Raw genomic sequence first — 18389 nt, 5'->3', positions numbered from 1 at the left:
AAAAATCCCTAAAGGGATTTTTTTTATTATTCTCAATATATTTTTATACAGTTCAACTATCTGTATTACTTGAATCTGAAGTGTTTTTTCTTCATGCTTCAAATGCTACAACTACTGCATTTACTACATCATCATCATCTATTCATTCAGTATTCAGCTTAGCTTTTACATCGTTTGCTGAAGTGTAGGTACTATCACTTGCAAATGCCTGACCTGCTTGTTCTGGACTCGTGTAAGTACTAGTCGCTGCACCTCATACTCAAGATATTGTAATATTATTTACAGTATCTCAAGCTGATGATGAAGTTCATTTTATTCTTGCGTCAACACTCGCAACTGATGCAGATGTTCATTTCTCTTCATCTACAAGTAAATCTCATAATCCTGGTTTAGTTTTACTTATTACTAAATCCATTTCAGATAATAATTGAGCCATTCTTTGTTCCTCTCAATTTGAAATATTTCCCATTGATTTTATATTTGCAAACATAGGATCTTTTTCAACTATAGTATTAATAGTTTTTAGAAATTCTGGATGTCTTGATAGTTTTTTAATATCTCATCATGTTTCAACTGCTGATTTCAATTCATTAAACGACTCAGAAGTTAATTTATCGCTATCGTTCTCAAATCTAGTTAAAGCATTAATAGATTTTTGAGATAAATCCATTGAACCATCATCATTCATTCATGGTAAATTTTTAGCAAATTCAGTTCCTCTATTTTGTGCATCAGTTTGAAATTTGGAACTCACTGATGATCCTACTTGTTGCAATCAAGTAATACTCATTCAACCATTTCCAGTTGGAATAATCGGCGCATAAGTTGGCGCAGCAGCTGCAAGTTTTCAGACTGAAGCTCAAAATGCCGTGATAGGAGCTATAATCGCTTTAGTAGTTGCAGATGTGTTGAGTGCTGCAATTACAGCAATCCAGAGTATCACGACTCCGAATAATTCTACTATGAGTTTTCAAATTACTGAAACTTCTTCAGGACCAGAACCATGTGCTCAGATTATACTAAGACTAAATCATCCTGCATTAAGTGTATCCATGTCATCAGTACTAGCATTTTGTTTTATTCCTTCTGAAGCAACCATAATGAATGTGAGACCAAAGGCTAGCGCAGCTGCAACATATACTGGAACAAATGCGAGTGCTATGAATTCTTTTGGGGTAAATTTTGATTCTGATCATTCTTCTCAAGCTTTTCATAAAAAGTATAATAGACCAAATACCGGAGAGAGCATCATATAAATCCATAAACGAATTCATCTTGTGAGAAGTGCTAAAAATAGAGCAACCATAAGGAGCATATAGACAATTACAAAGAGAAGATCAAAGAGTATTTTAAATATGAGGTCAAATATTCCTTTCACAAACTGTAAATTTACATTTTCTACCGTATCTAAGTCTTGAACACGCAATATTCAATACGTATAAACATTGATAACACCAAATATATTGTTATCTAACCCTTCGGCATTTCATTCTCCAGAAATGATATCTTTTATGCTCACCATACCTTCTCAACCTTCCTCTCATTTACAGCGAATATTTTCATCAAATTGAGTTTCTTGTCATTCTACAAGATTAGTGGTAGCTTGTCATCCAAAATCTTGTGAAAAAGATATAATAATATCTTTACAAAACTTTTGATCTGCAATTTCACTGTTATCAAGTGCTTGAGAATATAGTGGTTGATTTTGAAAACTGTTATATGGAAGCGTGAGTACTGATACTGTAAGAATTGCTGAGAGAGATAAGAGAAACTGTACAGCAAACCATGAAAATGGTACTATGAGTACCCCGATAATAAACTTAGGCATTGCTTGCTTGAGTTCCCATGTCCCATCACCTTTTCAGATAATATTCATAAACGCTATAACAATCAGTATCCCAGCAAATACAAAATATACTACGTTGGAAACGAGAATCCAAATCTCTTTGAGATAATCTTGTAAGCCAAACATAGTACCATTTACCCAACCTGGATAGAGGAATATTGAAATAAATGAAGTTACAATCGCTAAAATTGCCCCAGCTCCACTCAATATCATATTCAGTATATTAATGAGCTTATCTCCTTGCTCTTGCGTTATTCATGTAGAATTACTTGGAGCTGCAAATGCTCAAGAAAAACTAAGAAGCCAGAATCATAGGATTCAAGCGATAAAAAAGAGTATTTTCTTATTTATTTTTATGTAGGATGTGATAGATTGCAATACCATATTTCAATATTTTGATTAAATATACTCTAACTCTATCATAAAAAGAATAAGTCTGCAAAAATCTGGTCTCAAAAAAAGCACAGAGATGTCTGTACTTTTAGTATTCTATAGTTTTGAATTTGTTTAAGTATTGAGTTTCTTTTTAAAAATCTCTGTAAATACTTTTGGATTTCATTGCCCTGCTGACTTTTTCATTGCTTGTCAGATGAAAAATCAAAAGACTCTTTCATTTCATGATTTATAATCTTCTACTTGTTCAGGATTTTCAGAGATAATTTGATCGACAATTCATTCAAGTGCTCATAAATCATTTTTTTGACGAAGATTATTTGAATCTACAATAGTATCTGCATTTCATCAGTTATTAAATAAGTTTTCGATGACTGACTTTGCGTTTGTAGATGATAATTCATCAGAGTTAACGAGTTCTATAACTCTTGAAAGTTCTTTGATATCAAATCTAAGATCACTTATAGATGACACACTGTTACTTTCGTTCATCATTCATAAAAGTACTGAAGTTATATAACTGCATGATTTTTTAGGATCATTTGAGAGAGATACTAATGCTTCAAAGTATTTAGAGAGTTCTGAATCTGCAGTAAGAATACGAGCATCGTCATTTCAAAGCTTATATTCACTGAGATATCGAAGTCTTTTTGTATTTGGAAGCTCAACAACTTGAGTTCTACAGGCATCTAAAAAGTCATCATCAAGTACGATTGGAAGGATATCCGGTTCTGGAACATATCTATAATCCATAGCATCTTCTTTAGAACGTTGAGAACTACTCGTTCCAGTAGCATCATCCCATCCTCGAGTTTCCTGTACTACTTCATTTCCAGCTTCTACGATTTTAACTTGTCTTTTGTACTCTGTATCAATACATCTTCCGATAGCAGAAAATGAATTAACATTTTTGTGCTCTGTTCTGTTAAAAAGTTCATTGCTTCATTCTGGTCGAATGGACATATTCACGTCACATCTGAGTTGTCATTTTTCCATATCAGCGTCACTTACTCCAGCTGCTCTCATAATTTTTTGAAGTTCCTTGAGAAATTCCATAACCTCATCTCTATCATGAAACACAGGCATTGTTACAATCTCCATAAGTGGACTCCCTGCTCGATTATAATCACAAAGAGTTTTTCCACCTGCATGTGAGAGCTTCCCTGCATCATTTTCTAAATGCATATGATGTATATCAAAACTTTTTTGTTCATCACCTATAAGTACTTCAACCTTTCATGCTCCTACAATCGGTTCAAATAACTGAGTCGTTTGAAAACTATTTGGAAGATCAGGATAAAAGTAACTCTTTCTATCAAATCTTGAAACTTTGTTAATCTCGCACTGCATCATCATTCAAGCAACAACTCAAAGTCTTACAACTTCTTTATTTATTGCAGGAAGTTGTCCTGGAAATCACATACAAATAGGACAAACGTGAATGTTAGCCTCGCTTGCAAGTTCTACAGCATTTTGGCAACTACAAAACATTTTTGTTTTTGATTTTACTCTGACATGTATTTCAAGTCCGATAACTTTTTCGTATTTCATGTATTGATTCTAATAACTAATTATATAATTGATTTTCGTGATATATACTACTTTAAATTTCTTATTTTCAAAGATTTTTCACTCTAAAAGTACATATTAAAAAAAAATAATAATTTTCTTGATTTTGCAGAGCATTATGATAGACTTAGTGGGACGTTTTTTTATAGTTGGAACTGTGTAAAGTATGTTTTAAGCCTTCATATCCATACATAAGCCTCCTATTCATGAGATAGTTACATAATAAAAAATGAGAATTGCGCTTCAAGTTTTTTATTATAAATCTCGCAATATATTCTAAAACACAAACATATGGAAGTAAAAATTTTAACGCACATTGGTTCAGATATGCAAAACGATAAAGAAGTTGTTGATAAATTAGTAGAACACAATCTTTCTACAAAACTTGATAACTATCTAAATAAGTTTAGTAAAGAAGATGCAGAAGGAACTATTGAAGTATCACTTGATAAAAATAAAAAGTGACTCTTTGATGGAAAGATTCAAGCAAATCTTGATGGAAAATCATTTCGTTTTGAACGTGAGGATTATAAAAATCTAGATGACCTTATTAATCACCTATTCGAACATTTTAAAGAATCTTTAAGTGCAATGTAATTTTTACGTTTATCTAAAAAAAAAGACTCTCGATTACGAGAGTCTTTTTTTATATCCATTCTTTTATATTTAATGCGCTTCCTCGTCAGGTAGAACTATTTTAGCCGCATTTATAACATTTTTAAATCTGTCGTTATGAAGTTGTATTCATCAATAAAACCTCGTGACTACCAGCATAGTATTTTGAGCATTGACTCTTTGAAGCTCTCTAAGGATACAAAGTCCAGCTCCTTGTTCTCCATCATCATTTTTTCACTCTAAAATACTTCAATTTTCTTCCTTAATTCTGTAACTATAGCTATTATGGCTTGCTTTTTTAAAATAATGATCAGATTGTATATCTTTTATAGCTCATTTTACAGCTTCAAAACTATCTACTTTTAGTAAAATCACAGTGTATTTGGATTTTCTATCTATAATAATTTCTTTAAATATTTCTTTCACTTTATTTGGAGTAAAACTGTCCTCGAATCAAAGTGAAAATTGTCATTCCTGAAATACCATTATTTACAAGGGCTAGAGAGATTTAAAAGTGTTGTTTGCTTCGTAGCAGTACAAACTACATAAGCCTTCATAGAATCAAAAAGTGTTTCATATCAGGATTGTTGATCCAATATTTCTCTCAGTCTATTATTATATATATTTACATCTCATACATCAAAACTCACTTGAGTTGCAGTTTGGTCAATAAAATTTTTATATATTATATTGTATTCTGGGAGTATTTTTCGCTCTAATATCTCTGATTCCCCTGCAACACTTGTTGGAAGATAATAAGGATATATTTCTTGAAACGCATTTTGTCATTCAGCTGTAGCCATATAACTCAGTAATTCACTTGCCATACTTTGTTTCACTGAATCTTTATTTATAACAAAATAATTATATTTAATACTCGAAATATTATCCTTTCCAGAATAACTTGGAAAAGGTGTTGCGTACAAGAGAGTGGATTGATATCAAATATCATCAATCTTGAGTAAATCTCTTGGATATCATACCATAGAAGCCACATCACCTTGAGTAAAAAACTCAATGTCAGTATTATTCAAAAACGGTGCTGAAATAATATTGTATCTATTATCTCAATCTTTTTGGCCAAAGGCTGTATAAATAGAAAGGGCTTGTCTACTCTGGGTTGTGTTAGTTTTAACAAGTGACTCAGTTCCTTCTAAAACTAAAAATGCTGATATGATGGATGCAGCTCTGGTTACTCCAAATCAATTTCAAAGTGCTATTGGCACAATATCTGAATATCTCTCCTTAATAGTGTTTATTTCTACAAGAATATCTTCCCAAGTTGTGAGATCTGATGGTCGAAGAAAGTATTTTCTATTGTAGAATAATCACAATGCTTCATATCACAGAGGAATTCACTTTACATACTCTATAGTTGAATCTTCTGAATCTGAAACAATGAGATCATTTCCAAAAATAGGTTTAAAATCTAATCTAAAATCGTTAGGACTTATCGTATTAGGATCAATGACAGAAATTTGATTTTCAAAAATTGAACTTTCAGAATTTGGTAGGACGAAGACATCGGGTCCAATTCCTTGCATAAATGCCGAGGAAAGTGAATTATAATAAGCTTGAGTATCAGAAAAGCTTTCAACCACTATATTTTGTGACGCGTAAGCTGGATATGACTCTTTAAATCAATCAGTGAACTCTTTAAGTCACGCGATATCATCTTCTAAAATCCAAACTTGAAAATCACCTGGGCTTGCCTTTGTACCAGTTTTTTGAGTTCCAGAGTTTCATAATTGAATTGCAAAATAAATAAGTCCGATAAAAACTAAGATTCAGATTATTATGAAAAATATTTTGTTTTTAGTCATTTTTTAAATTTCTGAAGTTAAATGTAAATGTATATGAAATATTTCTTGACCCGCTTTTTCTCAAACATTAAATCGTAATTTGTAAGCCTCTTGAATCCCTAAATCTAAAGCAATATTTTTTGCAACCAGAAACATATTTCAAATCAATTCTCTATCAGATTCTTGTAGGTCATTAATCGTAGGAATTTCCTTTTTAGGAATAATAAGTATATGTGTTTTTGCTTGAGGATGTATATCATATATAGCTATAATATATTCATCTTCGTAGATTTTTTCACTTGGGATTTCTCAATCTATTATTTTTGTAAAAATACTCGTCATAATATAAATCTAATAGTAAACTTCTTGAGCTGGAGTTTCACTTGAATCAATGGTAGGGAGCTCTATAAATGAATTTTGTAAATCCAGACTAAATATCATAACAGCACCAACTATACTTAGCACAATCATAACAATAAAGAGTACATTAGTTACTGGAGCTATGTTACTACTATATCATCAAAATTTAAGTGCATGATGACGAGCAACAAAGAAAAATCCCCAAAGTATAGCGAGTAGGAATATATAAATTCAAAGGTACACTGCCAGCATGGATTTTTAATTAAAAACTATAAAAAAAGTATAGCTTTCTTATTTTTTTTTGCAAATTTTTAAGAACACGGGTATAATACTTGTATCAATTATTTCAACTCAAATATAAAATAATGGCTACTATAAAAAAAGAGGATGTAGACTTCACAATCTCAGATGAGCTACAAGCTAAATACCCAGAATTAGTGACTCTAATCATTGCAACTGAATCTATGGATAATGACGAACGACAATATTGGTTTGATATTATGCCATCGATGACTGATCCTCAAATTGATAGGTTGTATGATATTTTAGAAACAGAAAAGAAAAAGCTTCAAGAACTTGAAGTAAAATATCAAAAAGAAATTAAATCTCTCAATGAAAAACATCTCATAGAATGGCAAGAAATGCAGGTAAAAGAAGGAAAGAAGAAAGTTGCTGCTGCGAAAGAAGAAGATAATAAAAACGGGAAAGATGAAAATCCAGATGAAATACTCGCTATGCTTAATGATTTATAAGAAATTGTATAATAAAAAAACTCTCAAATTTGAGAGTTTTTTTATTATACTATGGGCAAACTACTCACCATTTTGGTTGACGACTTGTTTTGACCCACGCGGTAGTAGTACTATCAAATAAACTTGGTTTAGTTCAAATTTTACTGACACACCACGCAGAAAGATCTTGGTTAAATTTTGTGGCCCTATTAAACATACCAATCATATTAGTTACATTTCATGTATTAAAATTTAGGGGTTGATTAAAGTTGTTAGCCAGATTGAACATTCCATACATATTCGTAACTTTGGAGGTATTTAAAGTTATTGGACTATTCATGGCTGCAGCACTATTAAACATACTATCCATATTAGTGACATTTCAACTATTAAAGTTAATTGCTTTATTGTATGCTAAAGTAGCTTGAAACATTATAAACATAGAGGTAACGTTTATAGTATCAAATGTCAGTACTTGATTAAATGCTTTTGCATAGGCAAACATACCATCCATTGTCAAAACACTAGACGTATCAAAGGAAAGAGGTTTATTGAATAAGTCTGTACCATAGAACATGGCATTCATATTTGTTCACTTAGAAGTATTTAAGGTTACTGTCTGATTAAATCTCTTTGCATCACGAAACATCGCTCAAAAATTTGTTACATTTCGAGTGTCAAAATTTATTACTTGGTCAAATACAGGTGTTTCACGAAACATCGCTCACACACTCGTTACATTTATAGTATTAAAACTTACTGGATTATTAAAGACCTTAGCTTGATAAAACATAAATTCCATATTTGTGACGCTAGAGGTATCAATCGAAACAGGTGAATTAAAAGCATTGGTTGTCGCAAACATAGCAGACATATTTGTTACTTTAGAGGTATCAAAAGATACTGGCTTATTAAATGCGTTTGCTAAATAAAACATCCCCTCCATATTTGTAACATTACTCGTATCCCAATATGATATTTCATTATTAAAATTATTCATTCCACCTATAACATACGACATATCTGTGACTTGACCGGTATACACTCCATCTGGAAGAAATGTCCGAAAGGTTTTTCCATCAACAATTACTGCCGGTTGAGTATTATCATTATCATAAGCTACAACTTTGTCTAACAAGGGTCTATCGACAATTAGTAAATCTAAACATTTCCCCTCAGTCCCAATTTTTCATACATTTATAGGATTTAAACATGAATTAGGTAATGATATAGATCCTCCTGTTGATAAATATTCTAATGGACATCTGCCATCGTTGTTCACATCAAAACATTGGAACTGATTATTCACTGCTCTCCATCATCTACCATTTCTTGGTATTAACTGAGCTAGTGCAATCAATGCCCCTCCCCTTCATCTTACGTATTAATCCTGAGAAACAAATGACGTCAGTTCGTAGCTATTTCAAAAATCTTCAAGATTTAGGGTGTCACTCCCTAACGGTAAATCCTCTAAGGGAATTAAGGTTTTAGACTGTGTTATAATTCAAAGTCAGGTTCCAAATGTTCGTGGATATCTATTTTCATTATTAGCTAAGGCTGTAGGAGCAAAAGAAATAAGGTTTTCTTTTTTTTCCATAAATGCTACAAATTGAAATACTTTTCTATTTTCTCACAATAAATAACTATAGAGAGTATTATCTTTTGGATCTCTCATATCATCCTCCAATCAAATAGTTTCTAGAACATTTGGTCAGATTTTTCATTGAAATCAAACCGTTCATCCACTCATTGTAAGAGTTATAGCAGAATCAGGGATAGGTAATTTTTTAGTAGTAGCATATTTTTGAAATGTTTCTACTGCCTGCGTCATAGTTGCTATTCTATTAACATCTCTCGCTCATACTAAATATGAGCTATATGCTACAATTCAAACAACAGAAAGAATTCCTACGATTGTAACTACTACAATAAGCTCTACCAAAGTAAAAGCTTTTTTGTTAATGTAATGCATAATAAATATAAATAAATAATACTATATTTATATCAATAAAATTTCTGCTTGCAATTTCTTGAAGTTGACGTTTAAATACTATGTATATTACTACAAAAAAAAGGATACCAAATTGGTATCCTTTTTTTTATTTATATGTAATTTTATTTACTAGAAATCACTTTCATGTTCCATTTCTTTTGCCACTTCTTTCAAGTGTGTTTCAGAAGTATCAACCCCATAAGCATTTGGGTCAAAGTATTCATCATCATCTGGAGCAATATGCCCATTGATAATATTATATTGTTTCCCTGCAGGGATAAGTCTACCAATAATAACGTTTTCTTTGAGTTCTTTGAGCTTATCAATTTTACCTGATACAGAACTTTCAACCAGTACTCGTACCGTCTCTTGGAATGAAGCTGATGATAACCAACTTTCTGTATAGAGAGATATTTTCGTAATACCGAGTAGGAGTCTTTCTCAGATTCAAGAGCTTTTTCCTTCTGAGAGAAGTTTATCATTTTCTTTTTTAAAAGTAATGATATCAACGATATCTCCAGGAAAAAATTCAGTATCACCCTTATCGAGAACTCGTATTCGAGAGAACATTTGTCTCACAATAAGCTCGATATGTTTAGAGTTTACGGTTTGCCCTTGAGAAGCATATATAGATTTAATCTCATCTACGATATATTTTTCAGCAGCGAGAACCCCACCTATTTGCATAAGTTTTTGAATTGAAAGGTTTCACTCTGTAATTTTCTGAGCAATTTTTACAGTATCACCTGATTTCACGAGAATCGTTCTACCAAGATCAAAGTTATATTCATAAACTCTTTTTTCTACATCTTTGATAACAATCATTCCATTGCTTGCTCGTTTTACCTCTCAAGCAAAGTTTGAAGTAATTCTTTGTTTCTCTTTTTTATTTCGAGCTAAAATTTGTTTTGCTTTTACTTGTTGTCCTTCTTTAACAGCTAATTCAAAATCTTCTCCAAAATAATATTCTTCTTCTACGAGTTCATGAGCTGTAACTTTTACAGTAGCTCCAGAATTATCGTGGTCGATAGTAACGGTTCCATCAATATCTGAAATTTCTGCAACCAGTTTAGGATTTCGCGCTTCAAATAGTTCTTCAACTCGAGCAAGACCTTGAGTCATATCTCATCCTTCTTTTGCCACTCATCCCGAATGGAAGGTTCTCATCGTAAGTTGAGTACCTGGTTCACCAATAGATTGAGCCGCGATTACTCCGATTGGAGAACCAATTTCTACTCAAGCATTTGCAGCAAGATCTAGTCCATAACATTTTTGACACACTCAACCTTCTGTTTCACAGGTAAGTACTGATCTGAGTGATACTTTTTGAATATTGTTTGACTGAATGATAGCAAGTACATCTTTATCAATAACAGTTCCTGACTCTAACATAACTTTACCAGCTTCGTCTTTCACGTCGAGAGCAAGAGTATGAGAGTAAATTCTATCTTCAAATTTTTCATCAAACCCTGATTTTTGTCATTCTCTGAGAATAGTTTTGTAATGTACTGTATTACAATCTTCTTCCCGAACGATAATATTTTGAGATGAATCAACAAGTCTACGAGTGAGGTACCCAGATTGCGCTGTCTTAAGTGCTGTATCTGACTTCCCTTTACGTCAACCATGGGTTGCAATAAAGTACTCAAGAGTTGAGAATCATTCTTTCAGAGTAGATTTAATCGGAAGTTCGATTGTCTTACCAGTTGTAGAAGATACAAGACCTTTCATACCCGCTAACTGAGTAATATTTCACCAGTTACCTCTGGCTCCAGAGTCAATAAAGTTAAAGATATGGTTAGAGTTGTCATACAAGCTCTTCATCTCAGACTCGATTACTTTTTTAACATCTCACCATATAGTAACGGATTGATTAAATTTTTCATCTTGCGTAAGAAATCCATTCCAATGTTTCTTTTGTATATATTTAACCTTTTCAGATGCTTCCTCTAAAAGTTTCTTTTTATTTTCTGGAAGAATCATATCTGATTCAGAAATAGACAGTCCTGAAAGAGTCGCATACTTAAACCCAAAGTCTTTAATGTTATTAACAAATACTGCAGTTTTAGCTGAACCAAAGAGTTCAAAACTTTCTGAAAGTATTCTTTTAAGGACTCCTTTTTTCAGTGTTTCATTTATATATCCTAATTCTTGTGGAACTATCTCATTAAAGAGAAGTCTTCCATAAGTTGTTTCAATCATTTTTCCTTCAAGTCTCACTTTAATAAGTGCGTGAACTGAAAGACTTCCAGCATCGTAAGCGTGAGAGGCATCTATGATAGATGCATATGTATTTCAAGTACCATTTACTCCTGGTTTCTCAGAAGTAATATAGTACGCTCCTAAAATCATATCTTGAGATGGTGTAACAATCGGTTCTCCAGAAGATGGAGCAAGAAGATTTTTAGAAGTAACCATGAGATTACTCGCTTCGTCTTGAGCTTTTTGAGTTAACGGTAAATGAACGGCCATTTGATCACCATCGAAATCGGCATTAAAGGCTGTACACGTAAGTGGATGTAATTGGATTGCTTTTCCCTCAACCAATACTGGTCTAAAAGCTTGAATTGAAAGTCTGTGAAGTGTCGGTGCTCTGTTGAGTAGAACATATTTTCCATCAATAACTTCATCAAGTGCGTCCCATACTTCTTTTGTTCCTCCTTCAATATATTTCTCAGCATGCTTTACATTATAAACAATTCCTTCTTCTATAAGTTTTGCAATAATAAAAGGCTTGAAGAGAATAAGAGCCATTTTCTTTGGTAGACCACAGTGATCCATCGGAAGATTTGGACCTACTACGATTACAGATCTCGCAGAGTAATCAACTCGTTTCCCAAGGAGATTTTGTCTAAATCGACCTTGTTTCCCTTTGAGTACTTCTGTAAGAGATTTTAGTTTCTTTTTATTTGCAGTAACATATCCACTTCTATTGTTTCGAGATTCACCAGTGATTAACATATCTACTGATTCTTGAAGCATACGTTTTTCGTTTTTCAGAATAACTTCAGGTGCTCCAAGTTCGATAAGTTTCTTAAGACGATTATTTCGGTTTATAACTCTTCTATATAAGTCATTGAGATCAGATGACGCGAATCTTCAACCATCAAGCTGAATCATAGGTCTGAGATCTGGTGGTATAATTGGAAGCACTTCTAAGATAAACCATTCTGGTCTTTGTCCTGATTTTAGGAGGTTAGACGCAAGTTTAATTTTTTGAAGTATTTTCTTTGTTTTGGCTTGAGTTGCTGTTCTAAGATCTCTTTGATTAATTTCAATAAACTTGAGAAGATCAATTCTTTCAAGTAAGACTTTGAGATATTGAGCACCAGTACCTCCTTCAAATACATGAGGAAATTTATCTCGAAGTACTCTATATTCTAGTTCTCCAACTACAGCTCCAACTTCAAGAGATTTAATATTCGTTCGAAGACTTTCAAATTCTTCAGTTAAGTTATCAAGTCTTGCCATTACAGATGCTTCTGCTTCAGCGAATTTTTTTGGTGTGAGTTTCTTTTCTTCTTTTTGAATTTTTAAATCATTTATTTCTCTTTGCATCTCTTTTTGCATTTCTGCTTTTGAAGTTTTGTATTTTTCTTCGAGAGCTTTCAGTGATTCGTCTTTTTTCTCTTCATGTACATCAGTAATAATATATGAAGCGAAATATACAACTTGTTCTAATTTTTTCACTGGAAGGTCAAGAAAGAGACCAATTCTACTTGGAACTGATTTTAAATACCAGATATGAGCGACTGGAGCATATAGGTCTATATGAGCCATTCTTTCACGTCGAACATTTGCTTTTGTTACTTCAACTCCACATCGTTCACATACAACTCCTTTATATCTTATTCTTTTGTATTTCCCACATGCACATTCGTAATTCTTTCGTGGTCCAAAAATTTGTTCACAAAAGAGTCCTCCTCTTTCTGGTCGTTGAGTTCTATAGTTAATAGTTTCACTGATAAGAACTTTCCCATGAGAAAGTCCTCTAATTTTGTCTGGTGAAGTCAGACCTACTGTTATACCTGCAAGATTATCTAAGTTTTTTCACTTAGTAACATCTTGTTTTCCGACACCTTTCCCAATTTCAGAAAAATCAGTGATTTTATCATTAAGAAAGTTATCAAATTGTTTATCAAACATAAGCTGAATATTATTTTAAAAAATTAAGTATTGAAAGAAAACTGTAATTTACGCATTTTCATCTGAATCATCTTCATCGTCTGATGTTGAGTTCGATGTAGCTTCTGCGAGTTTTTCAAGTTCTATAATTTGTTCATATCGTTGTCTTGCAAGACCTTCAGTTTGTTTAAGCTCTTCTGCGTCTAGGAGACCGACATCGAGACCAATAGCTTGAAGTTCTTTTATCAATACATTAAATGATTCTGGTATATTTGGTTTTTTAATTGGAAGATTTTTAACGATTGCTTCGTATGCTTGCGTTCGACCTGCAACGTCATCGGATTTAATAGTAATCATTTCTTGAAGTATGTTACTTGCAGCATATGCTTCAAGTGCCCACACCTCCATTTCTCCGAATCTTTGACCTCAATTTTGAGCCTTTCACCCAAGAGGTTGTTGTGTAACCATAGAATATGGTCCAACTGAACGAGCATGTATTTTATCCTCAACTAAATGATGAAGTTTTAACATATATTTTACTCATACCATTGTTTTTTCTTTAAATGGTTCACCTGTTTCTCCATCAAAGAGTTGTACTTTTCAATCGAGATCCATACCAGCTTTTTTCATTACTTCATGAATTTGAGAGATTGATACTCCGTTTAAAACTGGAGTGGCTACTTTTATTCATAATTTTCGAGCAGCCATACCAAGATGAGATTCAAGCACTTGCCCGATATTCATACGAGATACAACCCCAAGTGGATTCAAGATAATATCTACAGGAGTTCCGTCTGCCATAAATGGCATATCTGCGTCTGGAACGATTCGAGAAACAATACCTTTATTTCCATGTCGACCTGCCATCTTATCCCCTACTTCAATTTTTCGAGTTTGAGCAACAAATACTTTTACTTGTTTAAATACTCAAGTCGGAAGATTATCTCCAAGTTCTCTTTTTAAGATGTGTACATCAAGAATTTTTCAACCTTGACCAGATGGTAGTCTCATAGAAGAGTCTTTTACATCTTTTGATTTATCACCGAAAATTGCTCTAAGGAGTCTTTCTTCTGGAGAAAGCTCTTGCTCACCTTTTGGAGTAATTTTACCTACCAATATATCACCACCTTCTACAAACGCTCATACTCTGATGATACCATCAATATCGAGATCTTTTAGTTTTGCAGCTGATACATTAGGGATATCGTCCGTTGTTTGTTCGGGTCCGAGTTTGGTTTCTCGTACATCGAGAGAGTATTCCTTGATATGTACTGAAGTGAAGAAATCATCTTTCATCAGTCTTTCAGAAATAATAATCGCATCCTCAAAGTTGTATCCCTTCCAAGGCATATATGCAACTGTTAAGTTTCGACCAAGTGCGAGTTCACCGTTTTCAACCGCGTGACCATCAACAAGAATTTCTCCTTTTTTAAATTTTTGACCATGAGACACTAGAGGAGTTTGATGAAGAATCATATCATGATTCGATCTCTTAAATGTAACAAGTTCATGAAGAACCTTTTCTCATGTTTTATAGAGAATCGTGATATGTTTCGCGTCAACTCAGATAATTTCTCCATCATCTTTTGCAACTACAACATATTCACTATCTTCACCAACGGCTCGTTCCATACCAGTTCCACAAACTGGAGAGTCTGTTCTTACAAGAGGTACAGCTTGTCGCATCATGTTCGATCCCATTTCCGCTCGAGTTGCATCATCATGCTCCAAGAATGGAATAAGAGAAGTTTCCACAGACATTGTTTGTTTAGGAGAAACATCAATATGAGTTACTTCGTTTATATATGCGATAGTCGGTTCATTTCAAGCTCTCGCAGAAATACGAGTATCAGTAAAGTTTCCATATTCATCAACTGGTGTACCAGCTTCTGCAATAGTAAGGACTCTTTCTTGATGTGCATCAAAGTAATCATGTGTTGGAGCAAGAAACCCTCGAACATTAATCATTTTAGCAGATACGTTTTTTTGAACGAGTTCTGCTTCCTTTGCAGTCATAAGAGTTTTATCTTCTATCACTACTTTACCTTTTTCATCTTTAATATCTCACAGAGCAATTCGGTTTATAAGAGATTTTCCATCATTTTTTACTTCATGAATAATAGGTTGAAATGGTGTTAATAGAAAACCAAATCTATCAACCTTAGCATAGGTTGCCATATGGAGTACGAGTCCAATATTCGGTCCTTCCGGAGTTGCAATAGGACATATTCGTCCATATTGAGTCGGATGAACATCACGAACTTCAAAACTGGCTCTTTCTCGAGTGAGACCACCAGGTCCAAGAGCAGAAATACGTCTCTTATGAGCAAGTTCAGAAAGAGGATTTGATTGATCCATAAATTGTGACAATTGAGACGAACCAAAAAATTCTTTGAGTATCGCTACAATAGGTCGCGAGTTAATAAACGTACCTGGAGTTGCATCATCGAGTTCCACAATCGTCATACGGTCCTTTGCAATTCTCTCCATTCGAGCGATACCAACTTTAATTTTATCAGTTACTAGCTCTCAAACTGATCGAACTCTTCTGTTTTCAAGGTGATCAATATCATCAAGTTTATAACCGTCTTTTCCAATATAGAGATTCAAGTAATATTTCAGTGACGTAACTATATCGTCTGAAGAAAGGAATCGTCCATTTTCATCAGCATATTTAGTTTTGATTCCAAGTTTTGAGGTCATTTTCATTCTAGCGATTTCCCCGAGATTAAATCTCTTTTCATCGTAAAACGTTGTTTGAAATAGGTCTTCTACTCGCTCATCAGTAGCGAGATCACCTGGTCTAAGAAGTTTATAGAGAGCGTGAAGTGCCTCAAGTCTGTTTGAAGTTTTATCTTTTTCTAGAGTTGGTGCTATATAGGAAGCCATGATATCATCGTCAATTCCTTTGAATGCGTTCATAATATCAGCGTTTGATTCGAGACCAAAAGCCCTGAGAAGAACTGAAATAGGAAGTTTTCTCTTTTTATCAATTTTCACATTGATAATACCTTTCTTTTCAATATCAATTTCAAACCAAGATCCTTTTTCAGGAATAAATTTAAGTCCAGCTCCTGAATCTCCAGAAGTGAAGAAAATACCAGTAGAACGTATAATTTGGTTTACGATAACTCGCTCAATACCATTTACTATAAATGAAGCTGATGCTGTCATAAGTGGAACTCCACCCATATATACTTCTTGTTCTTTAATTTCTCCTGTTTCTTTATTCAGCATTTCAAGTTTTGCCTTGAAAGGAGCTTCATAATTAAGATTTTTTCTTTTACAAGTTTCTGCGTCATATTTCGGTTCTTCAATAGACATACCTTTATAGTAGATATCTATTTTTTCACCAGAAAAATCAGAAATAGGAAAACTTTCTTGAAATAGACCATCTAGTCCTGATTCTAGAAATGTGTTATATGAATCAAGTTGTACCTCAAGAAGCTCTGGAAGACCAGCTACAGAACGATCGTCTGTAAAATAATGTCTTCCTTTTATCTCATACAAACTCCCAATTTCTTGAGGAGTTGGTGCTTTTGTTGCTTTTGGCATTATGTAAGCGTATGTTAGGAAAGTATAAATATAGTGTCGATTGTATATCTCTGTTCAGGAGATATCTGTTTCAAAAAATGTATATTTAAGGAGTTTTTCGTACTTTCTAAACGCAGTGAATTCAGTCGAAGACTTTCCCGTGTATTTTGTGTCTTAAACACAAAAAAATGCCCTAGCTTTTCCCCGAGAACTCATCATAAGCTAGTGCGAACTCAAGTATTGTATGAATATAGCTACAAAGTCAATAAAAAATCTTAGTAAAAATGATTCATTTAATCACAATATATTTTGCCATTTTATTTTTTCTCCCTAAAATCTGCTCATACAAATTAATAAAAATTAAAAATGATTCGACTCGTAAAGCTCTTAGTGTGGATAGTTATAATTTTAGTATGAATATTTTGATATAAATATTATAGTTTTATAAATTCTGCTACTTGTTATGATTGAATATGATGAGTATGATATGTAACAATAAAAAAAGGGGATACATTTAAAAATGCTATTCTTTATAGATATGATTCTGAATTGTTTACAAAAATTTATTTAAAACTTAATCCACCAGATTTTGAGTTACAGGCTGGAACTTATGATATAGAATGTTGGGATATTTGAAGTTATATAGAACAATTAAAAAAACCAATAAACGAATCTGATGAACAAGTCACATTTTTAGAATGATGGAATATATATGATATAGATAAAACTCTAGCAGAAAAATGATTGATAGAATCTGGAGCATTTACAAGTTACGTCACAACGGTAGCAAGTTTTGCAGGACTCAAGGCTGATTATTGATTTATATCAGATGCTGAAACACTTGAATGATTCTTGTATCCAGATACCTATGCTATTAATCCAAATAGTTTTAGTATAGAAGATTTAGTCAGAAAAATGCTTGCACGATTTCAAAATAAAGTTATAGATTCTGGAATTATCTCGGATATGGGAAGTATTGAAATACTGGATATCATCACTATGGCAAGTATTGTTCAGAAGGAAGCAAACAAAGCAGATAATCCCGAAGAGATTGCAATTATTGCTGGAATACTCAAAAAAAGAGTAGACGAAAATTGGCAAATTGGAGCTGATGCGACGATTTGTTACGCTCACGGACTTGCTACCCAAGATTGTGGTCCAAGCGAAGTATTTAAATATCTCTACGACGATAATAAGTACAATACTCGAGTTATAGAGGGTATGCCAATGGGACCAATTGCAAATCCTGAAGCTGAAGTAATTGATGCAACCATAAATTCAAAATCAAGTCCCTATTATTTCTATCTCCATGACAATAGCTGACAAATTCATTACGGTGAAACAAATGCTGATCATGAAAGAAATAAGAATCAGTATCTTAGATAAAAATAATAAGATATAAAAAAAACTCTCAATTATTG

General features: G+C 33.0%; 13 protein-coding genes and 3 pseudogenes. 3 read left to right on the top strand and 13 right to left on the bottom strand.

What is annotated here, in order from left to right:
• Nucleotides 1-43: 43 nt before the first annotated feature.
• Nucleotides 44-2230, bottom strand: a complete 2187-nt coding sequence (locus GW846_01935) for a hypothetical protein (GenBank protein NDK09515.1) — start codon at nt 2228-2230, stop codon at nt 44-46.
• A 123-nt stretch (nt 2231-2353) separates the two neighbouring features.
• Nucleotides 2354-3790 carry an Asp-tRNA(Asn)/Glu-tRNA(Gln) amidotransferase subunit GatB gene (gene gatB, locus GW846_01930; protein ID NDK09514.1) on the bottom strand — a complete coding sequence of 479 codons (1437 nt, stop codon included), beginning with the start codon at nt 3788-3790 and terminating at the stop codon, nt 2354-2356.
• Nucleotides 3791-4099: 309 nt separating this feature from the next.
• On the opposite strand from gatB, the gene GW846_01925 reads away from it, so the two are divergent.
• Nucleotides 4100-4405 (top strand): hypothetical protein, encoded by a 306-nt coding sequence (locus tag GW846_01925; protein ID NDK09513.1) that lies wholly within the window; start codon nt 4100-4102, stop codon nt 4403-4405.
• Between the two features lie 69 nt (nt 4406-4474).
• Here GW846_01925 and GW846_01920 read toward each other — a convergent pair whose 3' ends face one another.
• Genes GW846_01920 through GW846_01905 form a run of 4 tightly spaced genes read right to left on the bottom strand, consistent with a single transcriptional unit; the run spans nt 4475 to nt 6837 of the window.
• Nucleotides 4475-4909: a YigZ family protein gene (locus GW846_01920; GenBank protein ID NDK09512.1), complete on the bottom strand. Its 435-nt coding sequence runs from the start codon at nt 4907-4909 to the stop codon at nt 4475-4477.
• Entirely contained in the window at nt 4909-6246 is a 1338-nt protein-coding gene (locus GW846_01915) for a carbohydrate ABC transporter substrate-binding protein (protein NDK09511.1), read from the bottom strand. Before GW846_01915 ends, GW846_01920 begins: the two co-directional genes overlap by 1 nt.
• Nucleotides 6247-6249: 3 nt before the next feature.
• Nucleotides 6250-6567 (bottom strand): histidine triad nucleotide-binding protein, encoded by a 318-nt coding sequence (locus GW846_01910; GenBank protein NDK09510.1) that lies wholly within the window; start codon nt 6565-6567, stop codon nt 6250-6252.
• Nucleotides 6568-6576: 9 nt separating this feature from the next.
• Nucleotides 6577-6837, bottom strand: coding sequence for a hypothetical protein (locus GW846_01905; GenBank protein ID NDK09509.1), 261 nt, complete (start codon nt 6835-6837; stop codon nt 6577-6579).
• 113 nt (nt 6838-6950) lie between these two features.
• Here GW846_01905 and GW846_01900 point away from each other — a divergent pair, with 113 nt between their 5' ends.
• Nucleotides 6951-7337, top strand: coding sequence for a hypothetical protein (locus GW846_01900; GenBank protein NDK09508.1), 387 nt, complete (start codon nt 6951-6953; stop codon nt 7335-7337).
• A 49-nt stretch (nt 7338-7386) separates the two neighbouring features.
• Here the strand turns inward: GW846_01900 and GW846_01895 are convergent, their stop codons facing one another.
• The 7 genes and pseudogenes from GW846_01895 to GW846_01865 form a co-directional block, all read right to left on the bottom strand.
• Complete coding sequence (locus GW846_01895; protein ID NDK09507.1) at nt 7387-8676, bottom strand: DUF285 domain-containing protein; 1290 nt, start codon at nt 8674-8676, stop codon at nt 7387-7389.
• A 24-nt stretch (nt 8677-8700) separates the two neighbouring features.
• Nucleotides 8701-9288, bottom strand: a complete 588-nt coding sequence (locus GW846_01890) for a prepilin-type N-terminal cleavage/methylation domain-containing protein (GenBank protein NDK09506.1) — start codon at nt 9286-9288, stop codon at nt 8701-8703.
• Between the two features lie 150 nt (nt 9289-9438).
• Complete coding sequence (locus tag GW846_01885; GenBank protein NDK09505.1) at nt 9439-10476, bottom strand: hypothetical protein; 1038 nt, start codon at nt 10474-10476, stop codon at nt 9439-9441.
• Nucleotides 10477-10800: 324 nt separating this feature from the next.
• Nucleotides 10801-11292: pseudogene (locus tag GW846_01880) on the bottom strand (DNA-directed RNA polymerase subunit beta').
• A 174-nt stretch (nt 11293-11466) separates the two neighbouring features.
• Nucleotides 11467-12879: pseudogene (locus GW846_01875) on the bottom strand (DNA-directed RNA polymerase subunit beta').
• A 69-nt stretch (nt 12880-12948) separates the two neighbouring features.
• Nucleotides 12949-13455 (bottom strand): annotated as a pseudogene (locus GW846_01870) (hypothetical protein).
• Between the two features lie 48 nt (nt 13456-13503).
• Nucleotides 13504-16989 carry a DNA-directed RNA polymerase subunit beta gene (locus tag GW846_01865; protein ID NDK09504.1) on the bottom strand — a complete coding sequence of 1162 codons (3486 nt, stop codon included), beginning with the start codon at nt 16987-16989 and terminating at the stop codon, nt 13504-13506.
• A gap of 345 nt (nt 16990-17334) precedes the next feature.
• Here GW846_01865 and mltG point away from each other — a divergent pair, with 345 nt between their 5' ends.
• The gene (mltG, locus tag GW846_01860) at nt 17335-18354 is read left to right on the top strand and encodes an endolytic transglycosylase MltG (protein NDK09503.1); all 1020 of its coding nucleotides are present in this window, start codon (nt 17335-17337) and stop codon (nt 18352-18354) included.
• Nucleotides 18355-18389 lie beyond the last annotated feature (35 nt).

It is taken from the genome of Candidatus Gracilibacteria bacterium, assembly GCA_010119145.1.
Taxonomy (GTDB): domain Bacteria; phylum Patescibacteriota; class Gracilibacteria; order BD1-5; family UBA6164; genus JAACSU01.
Note: the sequence above shows the minus strand (reverse complement) of the source record. Positions and strands in the feature narration are given on the sequence as shown.